This is a genomic window from Metabacillus sp. 113a, assembly GCF_050107635.1.
GTDB lineage: Bacteria > Bacillota > Bacilli > Bacillales > Bacillaceae > Metabacillus_B.
In genome coordinates, this window is record NZ_JBNILJ010000003.1 from 221,109 (window position 1) to 236,924 (window position 15,816).

Annotated in this window: 12 protein-coding genes, 1 riboswitch and 1 other annotated feature; of the genes, 4 read left to right on the forward strand and 8 right to left on the reverse strand. The window is 44.4% G+C overall.

Annotated features, from left to right (window positions below; all coding sequences use genetic code 11):
• Positions 1-273 precede the first annotated feature (273 nt).
• A complete protein-coding gene (gene rpsD / locus ACQCVE_RS07315) occupies positions 274-876 on the forward strand; it encodes a 30S ribosomal protein S4 (RefSeq protein ID WP_426843537.1) in 603 nt (200 codons plus the stop codon).
• A gap of 102 nt (positions 877-978) precedes the next feature.
• On the opposite strand, the gene ACQCVE_RS07320 is transcribed toward rpsD, so the two are convergent.
• Both ACQCVE_RS07320 and tyrS read right to left on the reverse strand, forming a co-directional pair.
• Positions 979-1,506 carry a cupin domain-containing protein gene (locus tag ACQCVE_RS07320; protein ID WP_426843536.1) on the reverse strand — a complete coding sequence of 176 codons (528 nt, stop codon included), beginning with the start codon at positions 1,504-1,506 and terminating at the stop codon, positions 979-981.
• Between the two features lie 190 nt (positions 1,507-1,696).
• On the reverse strand, positions 1,697-2,956 hold the full coding sequence (gene tyrS, locus ACQCVE_RS07325; RefSeq protein ID WP_426862266.1) for a tyrosine--tRNA ligase: 1,260 nt from the start codon (positions 2,954-2,956) through the stop codon (positions 1,697-1,699).
• Between the two features lie 55 nt (positions 2,957-3,011).
• Positions 3,012-3,236: a binding site (T-box leader), on the reverse strand.
• 121 nt (positions 3,237-3,357) lie between these two features.
• Between tyrS and ACQCVE_RS07330 the strand changes: the two genes are divergently transcribed.
• Positions 3,358-6,279 carry a transglycosylase domain-containing protein gene (locus ACQCVE_RS07330; protein WP_426843534.1) on the forward strand — a complete coding sequence of 974 codons (2,922 nt, stop codon included), beginning with the start codon at positions 3,358-3,360 and terminating at the stop codon, positions 6,277-6,279.
• Positions 6,280-6,323: 44 nt separating this feature from the next.
• Here the strand turns inward: ACQCVE_RS07330 and ACQCVE_RS07335 are convergent, their stop codons facing one another.
• Positions 6,324-6,476 carry a YjcZ family sporulation protein gene (locus tag ACQCVE_RS07335; protein ID WP_426843533.1) on the reverse strand — a complete coding sequence of 51 codons (153 nt, stop codon included), beginning with the start codon at positions 6,474-6,476 and terminating at the stop codon, positions 6,324-6,326.
• A gap of 161 nt (positions 6,477-6,637) precedes the next feature.
• Between ACQCVE_RS07335 and ACQCVE_RS07340 the strand changes: the two genes are divergently transcribed.
• Complete coding sequence (locus ACQCVE_RS07340) at positions 6,638-7,495, forward strand: YihY/virulence factor BrkB family protein (protein WP_426843532.1); 858 nt, start codon at positions 6,638-6,640, stop codon at positions 7,493-7,495.
• 288 nt (positions 7,496-7,783) lie between these two features.
• On the opposite strand, the gene pelG is transcribed toward ACQCVE_RS07340, so the two are convergent.
• The 5 genes from pelG to ACQCVE_RS07365 are packed head-to-tail and all read right to left on the reverse strand — an operon-like array spanning position 7,784 to position 14,630.
• Positions 7,784-9,235, reverse strand: coding sequence for an exopolysaccharide Pel transporter PelG (pelG, locus tag ACQCVE_RS07345; protein ID WP_426862268.1), 1,452 nt, complete (start codon positions 9,233-9,235; stop codon positions 7,784-7,786).
• Complete coding sequence (gene pelF / locus ACQCVE_RS07350) at positions 9,198-10,634, reverse strand: GT4 family glycosyltransferase PelF (RefSeq protein ID WP_426862270.1); 1,437 nt, start codon at positions 10,632-10,634, stop codon at positions 9,198-9,200. Before pelF ends, pelG begins: the two co-directional genes overlap by 38 nt.
• Positions 10,634-12,487, reverse strand: coding sequence for a DUF2194 domain-containing protein (locus tag ACQCVE_RS07355; protein ID WP_426862272.1), 1,854 nt, complete (start codon positions 12,485-12,487; stop codon positions 10,634-10,636). Before ACQCVE_RS07355 ends, pelF begins: the two co-directional genes overlap by 1 nt.
• Positions 12,484-13,386 (reverse strand): hypothetical protein, encoded by a 903-nt coding sequence (locus ACQCVE_RS07360; RefSeq protein ID WP_426862274.1) that lies wholly within the window; start codon positions 13,384-13,386, stop codon positions 12,484-12,486. Before ACQCVE_RS07360 ends, ACQCVE_RS07355 begins: the two co-directional genes overlap by 4 nt.
• Entirely contained in the window at positions 13,383-14,630 is a 1,248-nt protein-coding gene (locus tag ACQCVE_RS07365) for a hypothetical protein (RefSeq protein WP_426843527.1), read from the reverse strand. Before ACQCVE_RS07365 ends, ACQCVE_RS07360 begins: the two co-directional genes overlap by 4 nt.
• 43 nt (positions 14,631-14,673) lie before the next feature.
• Positions 14,674-14,765, forward strand: a riboswitch (cyclic di-GMP riboswitch).
• Between the two features lie 36 nt (positions 14,766-14,801).
• On the opposite strand from ACQCVE_RS07365, the gene ACQCVE_RS07370 reads away from it, so the two are divergent.
• On the forward strand, positions 14,802-15,662 hold the full coding sequence (locus tag ACQCVE_RS07370) for a putative glycoside hydrolase (RefSeq protein WP_426843526.1): 861 nt from the start codon (positions 14,802-14,804) through the stop codon (positions 15,660-15,662).
• Positions 15,663-15,816 lie beyond the last annotated feature (154 nt).

Below are 15,816 nucleotides of genomic sequence, written 5' to 3' on the forward strand. Positions count from 1 at the left end.
GCTCCCGCCATAGTTGAACTTTTCCCTTCAGAGCATTTGGAATTCACCCTTGACTTCACACTTGCTGGAGATTATAATGTTATTTGTTGTGTAAAATATTGCAGCCTCAGAATCGCATAGATGTCCCCATTTTGTTCCCGTGCCTGACACGAGGTGCATCGAGTAACTCCCTGCTGCTGGAGCGAGGATGCATGAAAACATAATGGTCATACATGTAAGGTTCGGTCTGGTTTTTATTTTATACAAAATAAAAACACAAGGAGGAGTCATATAATGTCTCGTTATACTGGCCCTAGCTGGAAACTATCCCGCCGTCTTGGAATCTCTCTAAGCGGTACAGGTAAAGAATTAGAAAAACGCCCTTACGCTCCTGGACAACACGGTCCCGGACAGCGTAAAAAACTTTCTGAGTATGGTCTTCAACTTCAGGAAAAACAAAAGCTTCGTCATATGTACGGAGTAAACGAGCGCCAGTTCCGCAACACGTTCGTTAAAGCTGGAAAAATGAAAGGGATCCTTGGTGAGAGCTTCATGGCTTTGCTTGAATCCCGCCTTGACAACGTTGTTTACCGTCTTGGTCTTGCGCGCACACGCCGTCAGGCCCGTCAATTGGTAAACCACGGTCACATCATGGTTGACAACGCTCGCGTTGACATTCCATCTTTCCAAGTGAAACCTGGTCAAGTGATCACATTGCGTGAAAAATCCCGTAATCTTGATATCGTGAAAGAAGCTATGGAAGTAAACAGCTTCGTTCCTGAATACTTGACTTTCGATGCTGACAAGCTTGAAGGAACTTACACTCGCTTTCCTGAGCGTTCCGAGCTTCCAGCTGAAATTAACGAATCTCTTATCGTTGAGTTCTACTCCCGTTAATCCTGCACTTTGCAGATTAGCACACAAAAACCCTCTGAAATGCTGGTTCTCAGCGATTTCAGGGGGTTTTTCTTTTGCATATGCGCTGCCCTACTATAATACTTACCCCTGCATATATCCTTCTTCTGCTGCCAAAGCATCCTGTTTGGTTGCATGAACCGTTCCAAACGGATGGTTAGGAGGGGCGTATATCGAATAAAGCTTAATGGGTTCATTTCCTGTATTGGTTAGATTATGCCATGTTCCTGCCGGTATAAAGATGGCATAGTCATCAAATACATTCGCTTGAAAGGGTAAATTGTTTTTATTTTTCCCCATTTGGACCATTCCTTGCCCTTGCTCGATCCGTATAAATTGATCAACGTCAGGATGCATCTCCAATCCGATATCTCCGCCCGGAGGAATGCTCATCAGTGTCGTCTGCAAATAAGTTCCGGTCCATAAAGCTGTACGGAAATTATTATTCTTCTTTGTTGCTTCATCAATATTCAAAACCAACGGATTTTTGCCGTAATCCTTCAGCGGAATTCTGCTGAAGCCCCCTTGATTATTGCCGTAAGGATAAGTCCAGTAAGCAGACTGCCTGCAGCTGTAGCCTTGATGATATGGATCATTATAGTATGGGTGCATCTAACCCTTCCCTTCAGCTTTATTTTCAAATTATCCTATGCCCACGTTTAGAAAATGTACTTTTAAAGCTCATTTTTTTGTTTCCTTATTCGAACTCCTCCAGCAGAAGTTTTTTTCTTCCAGACCAGTCCGGTTGGTTCCCATACTAAAAAGGCTGATCCCGCAGCAAAGCGGAACCAGCCTTTTCAGTCTAGAATTGGATCATTGTATATTTCTTCTTCCCTCTTCGGATAATCGTAAATTCGTCATCTATCCTGTCCTCAGCCTGCAGAACGTAATCAAGCTCCTGTTTTCGTTCTCCGTTTATATAAACAGCACCGTTGGTAATATCCTCCCGTGCCTGTCTTTTCGAAGGAGAAATGCCGGCTTCCACGAGCAGTTCGACCAGACCGGTCTCCTTGCTGCTTGCCTGATGAGCAGGTACATCCTTAAAGCCCTGTTTGATTTCCTCTCCGCTTAATGCTTTAATGTCCCCGCTGAACAAAGCCTTAGAGATACGGATGGATTGATTGAGCGCTTCCTCTCCGTGTACCATTGCAGTTACTTCCTCGGCCAGGCGTTTCTGAGCCGTTCTCTTCTCCGGAGCTTCCTGTACTTCCTTCTCAAGAGTATTGATTTCTTCATGGGACAGGAAAGTGAAGTATTTTAAGTATTTTACTACATCCCGGTCATCTGCATTAATCCAGAATTGGTAGAACTCATAAGGGGAAGTTTTTTCGCGGTCAAGCCACACCGCTCCGCCCTCCGTTTTCCCGAATTTCGTTCCATCCGCCTTTGTTACGAGCGGAATGGTCAGTCCGAATGCTTTTGCATCCCCATCGGTTTTACGGATCAGTTCAAGACCTGCTGTGATGTTTCCCCATTGGTCACTTCCGCCAATTTGAAGCTTGCAGCCTTCGTTTTGGTATAGGTTAAGGAAATCGTAGGATTGAAGAATCATGTAGCTGAATTCTGTGAAAGAAATACCGGATTCGATTCTTGTTTTCACAGAATCCTTTGCCAGCATGTAATTCACACCGAAATATTTGCCTACATCCCGCAGGAATTCAATAATGTCCATTTTTCCAAGCCAGTCGAAATTGTTAGCAAGGACAGCCGGATTTTTTTCAGCTTTAAAATCAAGGAATCTGGATAGCTGATCTTTGATCCGATGTGACCAGAGCTGAACGATGTCTTCCGTATTGAGTGTTCTTTCTGCTTTTTTCCCGCTTGGATCTCCAATCAGGCCCGTACCGCCTCCAACCAGCGCTATTGGATGATGTCCTGCCTCCTGAAATCTTTTTAATGTAAGAATGGGAAGCATATGGCCGATGTGCAGGCTGTCCGCAGTCGGATCGAATCCAGAGTACAGCTTGATGGATTCTTTATTCAATGCCTCTTCCAATCCGGCTTCATCTGTTATCTGGCTTATAAGCCCTCTAAATGTTAAATCCTGCAATAAATTGTTCATGGTTATACTCCTTTGCCTTTTGATAGAAAATAAAAAAGCCCCTTCATTTTAAAAATGAAGGGACGAATCACGTCGCGGTACCACCCTACTTAAGAATGGTTCACTAAACAGCCATTCTTCGCTTTAACAGATAACGGCCGGGGCCGTCTTCCGCTGCATAATGCAGCTTCAGATGCTCATGGATTGTAATTCACAGCCTGTTTGTGTGCTGATTCTCACCGGCCATCAGCTCTCTGCTACAGGGAAACAGCTGTTACTGTCATCCAATCGTCGCTCACTATTCATATATTGATTTTTACCACATTCAATACCTTCATGTCAAATTCAATTTTCCGACAATAGATTCCAATTTTCAGTTAATTTTATGATATACTATCTATGCTTCAGGGGGGAGGATTATAATGGAAAAATGGATAAAGAAATTAATTGGGGATTCTTCTACACGCCCTCTTTTGGTAAAAAAACTTAGAATCGCCTACGGTGTTATGTGGAATATAGCCTTAATAGCCATTATTGCATGCAGTTCATTCGTTGTGTTTGCCGGCAGTGCAGGTGCAGGCTATTTTGCTTCCCTTGTAAAAAACGAAGAAATACTGAGTTACGATGAAATGAAAAAAGATATTTATAATTATGAAGAAACAACGGAAGTATATTTTGACAACCAGGAGCTGATCGGCAAACTCCGTTCCGATTTGTCCAGAACAAAAGTAGCGCTTGATGAAGTATCTCCGCATTTGATAAATGCCATCATTTCTACAGAAGATGAATTTTTCTATGAGCATGACGGGGTTGTTCCGAAAGCCATTTTCAGAGCCCTTTTTCAGGAATTTACGAATGCCCCCACACAAAGTGGAGGAAGCACTCTGACCCAGCAGCTAATTAAAAACCAGATCTTAACAAATGAAGTTTCCTTTGACCGAAAGGCAAAAGAGATTCTGCTTGCGCTCAGACTGGAACGTTTTTTTGAAAAAGATGAAATTCTTGAGTCCTATTTGAATATGGCTGATTTCGGGAGGGATAATTCCGGAAGAAATATTGCCGGAGCAGAAACGGCTGCCATGGGCATCTTTGGGGTAAGCGCTAAAGATTTGAGCATCGCTCAGGCTGCTTTTCTTGCTGGAATGCCTCAAAGTCCTTTTGCCTATACCCCCTATACAAATAACGGAGAGCTGAAAAAAGACTTCTCTGCCGGGGTTAATAGAATGAAGACCGTTCTCAGCCGGATGCTCAGCGAAAATAAGATTACCCTCTCTGAATATGAAAGCGCTTCGGCGGAGGATATAACCGCTCAGTTTAAAAAGCCTAACAAAAACCGTCTTTATAATAAGTATCCTTTCCTGACAGATGAAATTGAAAAGAGAGCAAAAGAAATTCTGATGATTCAGCTGGCCGATGAAGATGGATTTTTGCCAAAGGATCTTGATGAAGATCCGAAACTGAGAGCAGACTATCTCGCTCTTGCAGATCGTGAATTAAGGCAGAACGGCTACCGTATTCAAACGACTATAAACAAAGATATCTTTGAAGCGATGCAGAAAGCAGCTGAAAACTATCCGGATTACGGACAGGTAAACACGGTTATGAAGAAAAATAACGATACCGGTAAAATGGAACAAGTGAAAGAACCGCTCGAGGTCGGAGCACTCTTAATGGAAAACAAAAGCGGCAAAATCATCAGCTTTGTTGGCGGGCGTGATCATTCCAGGGAGCAAATAAATCATGCAACAGCCGGAACAAATAGAGGACGGTCAAATGGATCAACCATGAAACCCCTCGTGTTTTACGGTCCTGCGCTGGAGGAAGGGTTTTTGCAGCCCGGCAGCGTTTTAGCTGATTTGCCCTATGATATAAAAGCAAACGGGGATCCTTATCCAAAAAACTTTGACAGGAAATCCCATGGGCTGGTAACTGCAAGAACAGCTCTGGCTAAATCCTATAATCAGGCCGTTATAAGGGGCTATTCTAAGCTGATGCCGACGGAACCCACACGGTACCTGACGAAAATGGGCATAAATAAAAATTTTGAAGACGTTCTTTCCCTCTCGCTTGGAGGAGGAGCCAAAGTATCTGTGGAAGAAAACGTAAATGCCTATTCTACCTTTGCAGCTGGAGGGAAATTTACGGATGCCTACATGATTGAGAGCATCCGCAAGGCTGACGGAACAGCTGTATATCAGCATGAAAAAGTGACGGAGGAGGTCTTTTCCCCTCAAACCGCGTACCTCACAATCGACATGATGCGTGATGTTTTAAATGGAGGGACAGGTTCAAGAGTTCCCGGATTGCTCAATTTCAGTGCAGACTGGGCTGGAAAAACCGGTACGAGCCAGGATACGATAGATGCCTGGTTTGTTGCTTCCAATCCCAGTGTTTCATTTGGGACATGGATTGGCTATGATACCGAAGCCACCATCCAATCCTATAAAGGAAAATCCTACAGCACGCGGAGCCAGGAAATCTGGGCAGCTCTTATCAATGCAGCCCATGAAAAAAATCCTGAGTTGATTGCTCCTGAGGAACCTTTTAAAATGCCTGAAGGGATAGCCGAATTTTCTTATTGTGCCCTATCTGGAGCTCTTCCCTCCGAATTGTGCAGGCAGGCAGGCTTTGTAAAATCCGATCTGTTTAACGTGAAATATGCTCCAAGCAAAGTGGATGACAGCCTTCGGACTGGAAAGTACGTTCTTCAGAATGGCACAGCCTATGAGGTGCCTGCAAGCGCCCCGCAGGATTTTGTATATGAAGGACCGATGATCAAGCAGGAGCTGCTGGACAGGTTTGGACTGAATTCTCCAAAGGAGCTGTACCAATATACCAGTGATATAGGAAAGCTTGTCGTTTATTCAGGAAAAAGACTGGAGGATGATGGCGTTTCTCCTGCCCGGTTAAAAGGGGTTTCCATCAGCGGTGCAACACTGAACTGGTCTCCAGCTTATCAGAAAGACATTCTCGGCTACCGGGTGTATATGGCTGGAGGGGGGTCAGGCAACTTCACAAGGATTGCAAGTATTTCCGTCGCGGACGGCACTGGGCTGACTATCGGCTCGGGAAGTGCTTCTTATTATGTAACAGCAGTCGATGCAGGAGGCAAAGAATCACCGCCTTCCCAAATAGCCGGAATGAGACGAAGGCCAAATGCGCCCGAAAAGAAAGCTCCTGAAAAACCGGAGGAAAAAGAACCTGTACCTGATAAGAAGCCGGATGAAAACAATGAAAAACCGGATCCTCCTCCTGAAAATAAACCTGCAGAGCCGGAAGATCAGGAAACAGATCAGAAGCCTGCAGCTGAAGACTCCGAAGAAGAGCCTGAAACAGCGGCATAAAAAAAGAAGCCGGACCATTAATGGTCCGGCTCTTTCTGCTTTAATTACCAGCCGAATCCTCCGCCGTAGCCGCCTCCGCAGCCTCCGCCGTATGAACCTCCAACGTAAGATGCGCCGATGATAATCAAAAGAATAAACAATACAACCAGAAGAGCAAATCCTCCGCCATTGTATCCTCCATGTCCGCAATCGCTCATTTTATTAGCCTCCCTTCTCCATTTTCCTGATAGTATATGGTCCCTCATTTAATTGTGGAACGGTCCGCATCCCCAATTTCCCCCTCTTCCCCCGCCCAGGTTTCAAATCAAATTTACTGAGGGTAAGATACACATAAGAAACCTTTTACAGGAGGCCGTATATGACCATCATCAAAGAACTTATCCAGCGTATTCAAAAGCATGAATTAGGAGACTTGGCAGCCGTACTCGCCTATTATTTCCTGCTGAGTCTTTTTCCGCTCCTGATTTTTTCACTGACTCTTCTTCCCTACTTTTCAATCGATCCTCAATCCGTCGGCAAGTTTATCAATGAATTTGCTCCCGGAGAAACAGGTCAGCTTCTGGAAGAGCAAATCACCTCTCTTATTTCCACTCCTAATGGAGGACTCCTTTCAATCGGGATCATCGGGACGATTTGGTCCGCTTCCAATGCGACAAATGCGGTAATGAGATCATTGAACAAGGCACATATGGTTGAAGAATCCCGATCCTTTTGGAAGGTGCGGGGCATGGCCATCCTATTGACTTTCGGCCTCGTACTCGGTCTTGTCATTACACTCGTATTGCCGATTTTCGGCGATGTCCTCCTTTCCGGAATTAGGGGTATTTTCCCTGAAACCCCCTTGACTGACAGTGTATTTACCGTCATTCGCTGGATGATTGCTTTTGTATTTATGGCATTGATTCTCGGTGTCATTTATTACTTTTCTCCAAACCTCGGACTTCGTGCGAGAGACGTCTATCCGGGAGCCATTGTCGGCACACTGCTGTGGCAGCTGCTTTCATTCGGATTCTCCTTATACGTAAGCCAATTTGGAAATTACCAGGCAACCTACGGAAGTCTGGGCGGGGTAATCGTTTTACTGACCTGGCTTTATTTATCCGGCTTTGTTATTCTGATTGGCGGTGAAATTAACGCAATCCGGTTTTGTAAAAGAACCAGCCAGCACTGCTATTCAGAAACGGATGAAAAGGACGATAAAAAAGCATCATTATAGGAAACCATACAGATGGGTAGGTGGGTAAGGCCCGGAGCCACTAAGGTGTTCCGAGCCTTATTCGGATAAAGGACTGGCACGCAGTACCATCTTTCCAATCTGTTGTACAGAAAGTCTAAACAAGTCAGGCATTTGACCCGCTGCTTCCACAGTCCTTGGCGGACAAGAGGTTAAAGTAATAGTCTCCCGTTGCAGCAGGCAAAAAAGTGCTCAGAGCCAGTCTCTGAGCACTTCTTTGCTTATAGGATACATCGCTTTCTCTTCCGGCACAGGCTGTTTGCCTGAACTTTAAATCCACCGTTCAAGCTTCAGGGCAAGGCGGTGAAAAGGCCCATCAGATCGTGTTTTGTGAGATCTGCAAAACGCATAGTAATCAGCTTTGCCGACATACTGAAAGAGCCGTGCAGAGGAATAGATAAAGCTGATTAAACTGCCGAGTGTAAAGCCCGTACCATATGCTGATTCACCGGCGGGGAGAAAGACAACCGTAGTAATGGCAATACCGCTGAAAAAAAGCAGAGCTGTGCGAAACGCACCCCTCCGGTCATCAAAATAAAGGAGAAGGAGCATCATAATCAGCGTCATCCCGTTAAAGAAGGCTCCAATGATGGTGATACGGAACAGGTCCAGTACAGAATCCGCCTTTATAAACAGGGGAAGCAGCAGGACAGCCAAAATCAGCAGAGCGAGAGAAATAAAGCCCTGATACCTTACAAGTCTTTCCAGTTCCTGCTTGAGCACAAGAATCATTGAGGTTTTCGACTTCATGATCTGGCTCAGTGTTCCGCCATCATTTATAAAGGAGAAGAAGGTTTTGTACCTTTCATAAAATCTCGTTTCAATTGAAACGACAAAGATTACATAAGTGGGAAGTATCGTCAGGTAGGCATAAAACAGGGCAGTATCATAGCTGGGATGATAGCGGAAAGTTCCAAGCAGCCATTCCCCGCTGTTCAGCCAAATGATCCAGTTGCTGATCCAGAGACCGGCATTATAAAATATCCCTGTGAATGCAAGCAGGCCATATTTATCAAAGTAAGCCAAATAGGCAAAGGGGGCAGTCGCCGACCTGTCAGGAAAGGTTTTGAGCATCGATACAACAAGCCCAAAAAAGGTTATGGCCATACCTCCTGTAAAGGACCCCATCATCATCCATGCCGCAGACCACTCCCCCTCAAAAAAGGGAAACCATTTCATGCACAAGAATAAGAATCCGATTGAGAAAATTCCGCCAGCCAAAAAGGAAAGCGCGATGGCCTGATAATTCTTTGCACCTGATAAATACAGCAGCATAACCCAAATGAGATTCAGCATAATGAATAAACTAAGCATCAGCAGCTTATAATCCCATCCTATGGGGGAAAGCAAGGCGAATATGAGCCAAAGCAGTCCTGCAGCTGCTATCGTTACGGCTGAAAATCCCAGGAAAGAAGAAAAAACTTTTTCTTCTTTTTTTTCATAAAGACAGTCCGCCACATAGCGCGTAACAACGAGCTGCTGAAAGCCAAACAGCACTTGGGAAAACATAAAACAATAGGATACGGAAATCATGAAAAGCTGTTTGTTTTCAGCCGTAACATCTGGAACAGCCTGAAGCAGCAGCTGCAGCATCAGAATGGTTAAAATGACAATCAGCCATGGTCCTGCTGTGACAAAGAGGGAATATAAATAGGCTTTAAACCTTGAAGAATAGTAATCTTCCTTAAATAGTTTCTGCAGCTGGAATCCGATGCCCGCCAACCGCTCCACCTCTTTTCTGATAAAGACTTCTGTATGCTGCTATAACATTTTCAATCAAATAATCGTGTTTAACACGCTGAAGGCCGCTGCGTCCCATTTTCTCCAGAAGCTCCGGATGGCCGATGCACCATTTTAACCGATCTGCGAGTTCATCCGGCTGAATAGGCGGAATGATGAATCCCGATGCCCCGTAAGGATCATCCTCTTTTCCTTCAATCAGCTCCCGGCAGCCTCCCACATCTGTTGCTACCCATGGCTTTCCGGCAGCCATCCCTTCAAGAATTGCAAGCGGCTGCCCCTCTGAAAGGCTGCTTAGAACACACACATCAAAATCAGGCAAATACTCCTCGATATTGACCCTGCCGGTAAAGGTCATATGCAGTTCAAGACCAAGGCTTAGAACCAGTTCTTTGCACTCCCGGGCATACTCAGGCATCTCCTCATCCGGTCCAAGAATAGACCAATGAAAGGCACAGCCCCATTTTTTCAGTGTGTTGGCAGCGTAAATCATGGTTTTTATATCTTTAATCGGAACCACCCTCACGATGGCTCCGATATGAAACACAGAGCTCGTTTTTTTTCTGGCTTTTGGAGAATGAATTCCGATCCCATTCGGGATAATCGCTGTTTTTTCAGGGGGAGCCCCAAGTTCAAGCTGATAGTCCTGATTTTTTTTAAACAGGGTGATGATATCAGATGCCTGGTCATACGCAATGGCGGATAAATGATGGAAAAGCTGGATCCATCTTTTTTTATAAACAGCAGGAATCCAAGAGGATTGCAGAATTTCTTCTTCTCTTTCCCTTGAATAAATTCCGTGCTCCGTAATGATAAAAGGCACGTCCTGCACCTTTGAAATATAGGCGCCGACTAGTCCGCCATAGCCGGTTGAAGCGGTATGGATCACATCCACTGAGCTGAAGTCCTGCTGCAGGAGATGCAGGATTGGACTGTACATGGATTTCCACATCCACATGTAATCAAGAAATGATCCAAACAGTCCTTCATATTCATAGCATTTCTGAACAAGCTTATAAAATGCTTCACTTTCAAAGAATGCTTCACTCGAACCCATCCTGCTTCTGTCTCCCATAATGATCAGGGCTTCTGGATTCCGGGTCTGAAACGTAAACCATTTAAAAAGCAGCAGAAGTTCCCCATCTGTCAGGTTGGATTTCTGTATTTCCGGCCTGAAGGCGGACATTAATGCAATGTTATGATGATGCACAGTATTAGGGTGAAGCCTGTATTTGAAATCTTTTACCCCCTTTGCCTCAGGGGTAATTGTAAAAAGCGAAAATTCGATCTCATTCATGCCTTTAATAAGGGTATGAAGCCAGCTTGATACTCCCCCGCTTACATAAGGATAGCTTCCCTCAGCAATCAGACCTGCTCTCATTATGCATTCTCCTCTATATAGCTGATGGCTGCATCAGACTGTGTCATCGTAATCAGATAGAGATGATCCTGCTGTTTTTTGACATGGCCGAAAGGATGCTCTCCTGTCTTCAGCCTTTTCCCGGGCTCCAGCCTCAGATAAAAATAAGAAGGGGATGGTACATTGTAACCATGGATCTCAATTCCTTCCGGATTGTAAGAAAAACTCCATTTTCCTTTTTGGTAAGCATCCATTCTTCTTTTAGCATCAATTTGCTTATATCCCTTAACGTGACTGAATTCTTCTGCCAAAAACTTCTGCATCGATGTATAGCTGTTTTTCATCGCTTCCCAGTCTCCCTGCTTAGATCGGGCTTCATCAAGGACATCATCTGGATGAATAAAGTGAGAAAACACTCCCATGTTAGCAATTGAGTCAGCGAGCTGGAACTGATCTTCCTTCGAAAAATGATAGCCGCTGTTTATCCTTGGAAAATGGTAAAGCTCTTTATACACTGAGTCATAGTCAAACTCCTGAATCAGGCTTCCGTTGGAAGGATCTCCTATATAAAGGCTGGCGATCACTTCCAATTCAGGCACAGCTTTCTTTAAAGCGGATATTCCGGACCGGTTCAGCAAGTTAGAAGGAGGGACATAGGTTTTCAGCTGCTGTGCTGCAAAAAGTTCTTCCTTCAGCGCTTTTACTTCCAGCAGGGAGTTCACCATCTCTTCCTCTGATCTCCAAGGGCGGTATCCGAACTCAGCAGATACCGGATCGCTTTTTGTAAGGAGAGACTCATGGTTGTAGCCATGCAGGGCCAGCTCTCCATTTCCCTGGATCAGCTGCCTGCCGTATCCAAGCAAGTCCCTCTCACTCATGCTCAGCATTTCCTGGCTTGAGAGATCAGGTTTGTCCTGGTAGGTGCCTATTAATGCGCCCGTGTAGGGGATTTGATAAAGCTTACTGATTTCTTTCATATCCGGCCACCAGCGGTTCCGATAGAACTGCTCGTAGGACATTCCATACGTTTTCTGAAATTGCTCTGAGCTTGTTTCGGCAATGGGGGCAGGGAAGTCATCGATGAACATAACCTTCCCTCCCATCTGTCCGGATAAAAAAGCCGGAAAAGCAAGACTGATGGAATGGACAAGCAGGCCTCTTGCGGATTTTTCCTGCAGGCTTGTGCCATTCCAGACGGCAACCCGGCCCGTTCCTTCATCATGCGTCCACAGAAGGGGCAGGCTCTCTGCGGTAATATAGGTCATGGAATCCGGACTAAGCTCTGCTTTCAGCATACTGTTTGAAAAAAATTCGCTTTCCGGACCTAAATCTGGATAGCCTTTAAAAAAAGACTCCGAGAACACTGCGCCTTTAACTGTATCATTGTAGCCATGTGCCTGCTCAATCCCAAGCAGATTATGCCAAGCCGGATCAGAAAAGCGGTTAGCCGCGAATAACCGCCCGCCTTCCCTGACAAACTTTTTTATGACTTCTAAATTCCAGCGTGAGGAATCTTCTCCCGTTAAAATAATCATCGTATATGGATTTGGTTTAAGAGACTCCATTTGACGGGGAGAAATGACTTCCAACGGGATTTTCGCATATTGAAGGGCTTCTAAAATGTTGGCATGCGTCCTCTCACTAAGAAGGTTTCCTTTTTCAGGCTCAGCTAAATAAATCTTGATACGGTTCAGATCGTTTGCCTTCCCATCCCATTCAGAATTCATAAAGGTAAGCTTTTCAGAAGCGGCGTCCGATTCCGCTGCCGGAAGACTCGCATAAAATCGATCTGTATTCATATACAAAACGCCTGCCAGCAATAAAACAGCCAAAATAGAGGTGAATTGGACAAAGCCCGGAACATTGCGATTCATTCAGCCTTTCCTCCCAAAAAACGGATGGTTTCCTGCTGCTGCTCAGAAAAAAAACGCAAATCCGGTTGTTCCATAAGCAATGCTGCCAGTCGAAATACTTGATTCCATTCTCCTTTTTGATAAGAAATCCGCAATTTCCCCCACATCAGCTTGGATGAACGGGGATCTTTCTCGTAAATTCTTTCATATAGCTTATCCGATTCTTCCGGATTGCTTTCCAGTAAGAAATCCGCCAGCGCCACAGTAAAGGAATCATGCTCCGGAAAAAGTCCAGAGGCCTCCTTTAGAAACATCTCATACTCTTTCTCTGTCTTTTCCCGCAATGCGGACGAGAGCAAATCACTTGATAGGTACTCCTGATAGGATTCAAGAAGCACTTCATAGCTGTTTGGAAGTTCCGGTGATTTCTCTATTTTTAATTTTTGTAATTGGTTTAACAGCCGGTCCTGCAGCACATTGGTTATCGTAGCAGCATAATGAACCGCCTCCTGATCAGGATGGCTAAGCCCTTTTTTTATGATTTTTTCCTGATGAGTGTTTTTCTCATTGGACATATTCAGCAAAAGACTTTTTATCATCCAGGAATTTTCTGACGTTTGTCCTTCAGCAGATAATAAATGCCGGTCCTGCTTGAGCATTTCTCTTAAGCTCTCAAAATTGTAAACCTTATTATGGATATAGGTTGAGTAGTCTTCCATAAATGTTCCATCCTGCCTTTTACGGAAGACGTACACCATAACCCATCCTCCTATAAATCCTATTATGGGCACAGCGCATGCAAGCAGCACCCAAAGGAAAAGGAGGCCGTGCTGGCTGCGTTCCATATTTTTGGCATAGCGGCGAGATAAAACGGCAGCAATAACTCCCAGCAGAATACCTAAAAAAAACATCCAAATCATTTGACTGGAGCCGCCTCCTTCCGAAGTGCATTCTGAAGCCTTGCTTTTACAGACGCTTCAAAAGCCGGTTCAACACCGGGAAGCAAAACATAAAGAATATCCGTCTCTTCATCCCACCCCGCTGAATCAAGTTCCCTTAGCTGATTTTTAACTGTAAGATCAATCTCCCCTATGGATAAACCTGGCGTGTGTATTTCAAAAATTACGAAAGGCTGGCCGATTTTTTCAACTCTTTCCAGCTCCGCATTGAACTTTCTAAAAAAGGAGGCCAGCTTATAAATCCCCGTTCCCTCATAACGTTCGAGATGATTTTTTTCCTGTTCGTATTTGTAAGCAAAGCTAAGCCTGTTTCCTGCCCACTTCAAACACCAGTCAAGCCATTGAATGTGATGGGCTGTACATGACTCAAGCTTTACACCATTCAGTGCCATCACATACCTCATCTCTCCGACTACAAACACAGGGCCTGCAATCATTGGAGAATCATCGGCTTCATCAGCCGATTTGAAAAGAACGCGGGGAGAGTGATTCATCACCTTGCTGATCAGTCCAGGAACGTCTTCTCCCCTGTAATTCGATTTTAGGCTTCCCACCTTATTTGTGTTGATTTTTGAGCGGATGGAATGTCCCTGAGAAGAAATATAATACAAAACAAGCTGGCTGCTTCTGAATCTCAGCTGCACGATTCTGACCAGTTCATTAAAAATCGTATCAGAATCTGTGAAATTCAAAGCCGTAACCATATCATACATTTCCGAAAATGCATCCTCGGATTCTAAAAACCGTTTCCTGTACAGCCGATTTACTTCCAGTGCATCTTCAAGTGCCTCTTTCAACTGCCTTTTTTCTTCTGAAGCCTCCTGATAAAGGGTTGTTAAATCCGAATACCGTTCCTGCTGGGAATTACGTGACAGACCTGTAAAAAGGAGGAGGAAAAAATACAGGAGAAGCGTTAATATGCTTTCGAAGTTTGTAAAAAATAAATACAAATCTCCGCCCTGGTTAACTTCGTAAAACAACGTGGTGATCACTGCACCGGAAAAAGGAATAAAGCCGGGGTAGATGCCGTATCTGAGAGAAATCAGTACAATAGCAACAGGCCAGACAAACAAGCCAAGTGCAGGAAGATTTTCGCTAAAATAGAAAATGGCTGCTGCATTTAATCCTGTCAGGGAAAATGCTTCTATTACTTTTCGTATTGTTTTCGACTGATTATAGATCAAAAGAATCACTACTTTCGGCAAAAAATAGGTTGATCTTACAAAAACAGGCTGATATGATTAGGCCTAAGGTGATGGGCAAACTTGCTGAAAAGCAAGGACGCAAAGGCATGGGTCGTCAGATTTCCTATGGGAGATACCGATCGCCAGCCTGCGAAGCTGCCATCCCTCGTTAAAAAAACGGAGGGATTACAAATGAATAACGTAATCAAATTTTTTGTATTGATCTTTTTTGCCGTATCCATTACTGTCTCTTTATCGTCTCCAGTCACTGCAGCCTCTGCAATGTCACACGGAAGCAACGGGATTCTTGACGGCGTGAAATCCTATAAGATTTACTACGATGCTCCTACCCCTGCAATTATCAGAAAAATGAAAGCTTATGATCTGGTGATCATAGAACCCCTCTTGTACACCAAAACCCAAATCGATGAGATTAAAAAGGGCGATACGAAAGTATACGGCTACATCAACTCGATGGAAGCCGATAATTGGAATACAGCATTTATCCGGAAACTTCTCCCCCAGGATTACTACCGGAGCAATGGACAAAAACACTATATCAAGCAATGGGATTCCTATTTGATGAATATGGGTTCTTCCCATTTCAGGCAGCTGCTTCTGTCAGAAATCCATGCACAGGTATACAGCAAGAATATGGACGGTGTCTTTTTGGATACAGTCGGAAATATAGATGATTATTTTAGCAGTAAGCCCGCTGAGCTAAAAAAGCAGCGGACCGGTTTGCAGCAGCTCCTTAAAAGCGTTACATCTTCCTACCCAAGATTGGGGATCATCCAGAACTGGGGAATGGATACATTGAAAGCTGCCAGCGCTGATTATGTAGACGCCATTATGTGGGAGGACTTTTCTCACCGGGTCGTTTCCAAGGACCAATGGTCTAGGAATCAAATTCTTGATTTAAAAGAGCTGCAGCAGGAAACTGGGCTGGAGGTTCTGACCGTCTCATTTGAACAGCACTCAAAAAGTGATGCATTTTCTGCAGCTCAAGGATTTAAGCATTACAAAGCGGTAAAAGACTTTAACCGCTGGTAATTCGACAAAAACTAGTACTCTAATCATAAACTCAATAACTGCTTACATTATTTGTAGCACACGCCCAGATTGAAGACAATTTCCAAATAGGCTCACCAGTTTCACCCTGCTTAATCATCCTGGTTCCTGCTCAAAACGGACTGATGTACACCAT

Bases quoted from the DNA above. Each gene is read 5' to 3' on its own strand.
- rpsD (WP_426843537.1), top strand. From the start codon at position 274: ATGTCTCGTTATACTGGCCCTAGCTGGAAACTATCCCGCCGTCTTGGA.
- ACQCVE_RS07320 (WP_426843536.1), bottom strand. From the start codon at position 1,506: ATGCACCCATACTATAATGATCCATATCATCAAGGCTACAGCTGCAGG.
- tyrS (WP_426862266.1), bottom strand. From the start codon at position 2,956: ATGAACAATTTATTGCAGGATTTAACATTTAGAGGGCTTATAAGCCAG.
- ACQCVE_RS07330 (WP_426843534.1), top strand. From the start codon at position 3,358: ATGGAAAAATGGATAAAGAAATTAATTGGGGATTCTTCTACACGCCCT.
- ACQCVE_RS07335 (WP_426843533.1), bottom strand. From the start codon at position 6,476: ATGAGCGATTGCGGACATGGAGGATACAATGGCGGAGGATTTGCTCTT.
- ACQCVE_RS07340 (WP_426843532.1), top strand. From the start codon at position 6,638: ATGACCATCATCAAAGAACTTATCCAGCGTATTCAAAAGCATGAATTA.
- pelF (WP_426862270.1), bottom strand. From the start codon at position 10,634: ATGAGAGCAGGTCTGATTGCTGAGGGAAGCTATCCTTATGTAAGCGGG.
- ACQCVE_RS07355 (WP_426862272.1), bottom strand. From the start codon at position 12,487: ATGAATCGCAATGTTCCGGGCTTTGTCCAATTCACCTCTATTTTGGCT.
- ACQCVE_RS07360 (WP_426862274.1), bottom strand. From the start codon at position 13,386: ATGATTTGGATGTTTTTTTTAGGTATTCTGCTGGGAGTTATTGCTGCC.
- ACQCVE_RS07370 (WP_426843526.1), top strand. From the start codon at position 14,802: ATGAATAACGTAATCAAATTTTTTGTATTGATCTTTTTTGCCGTATCC.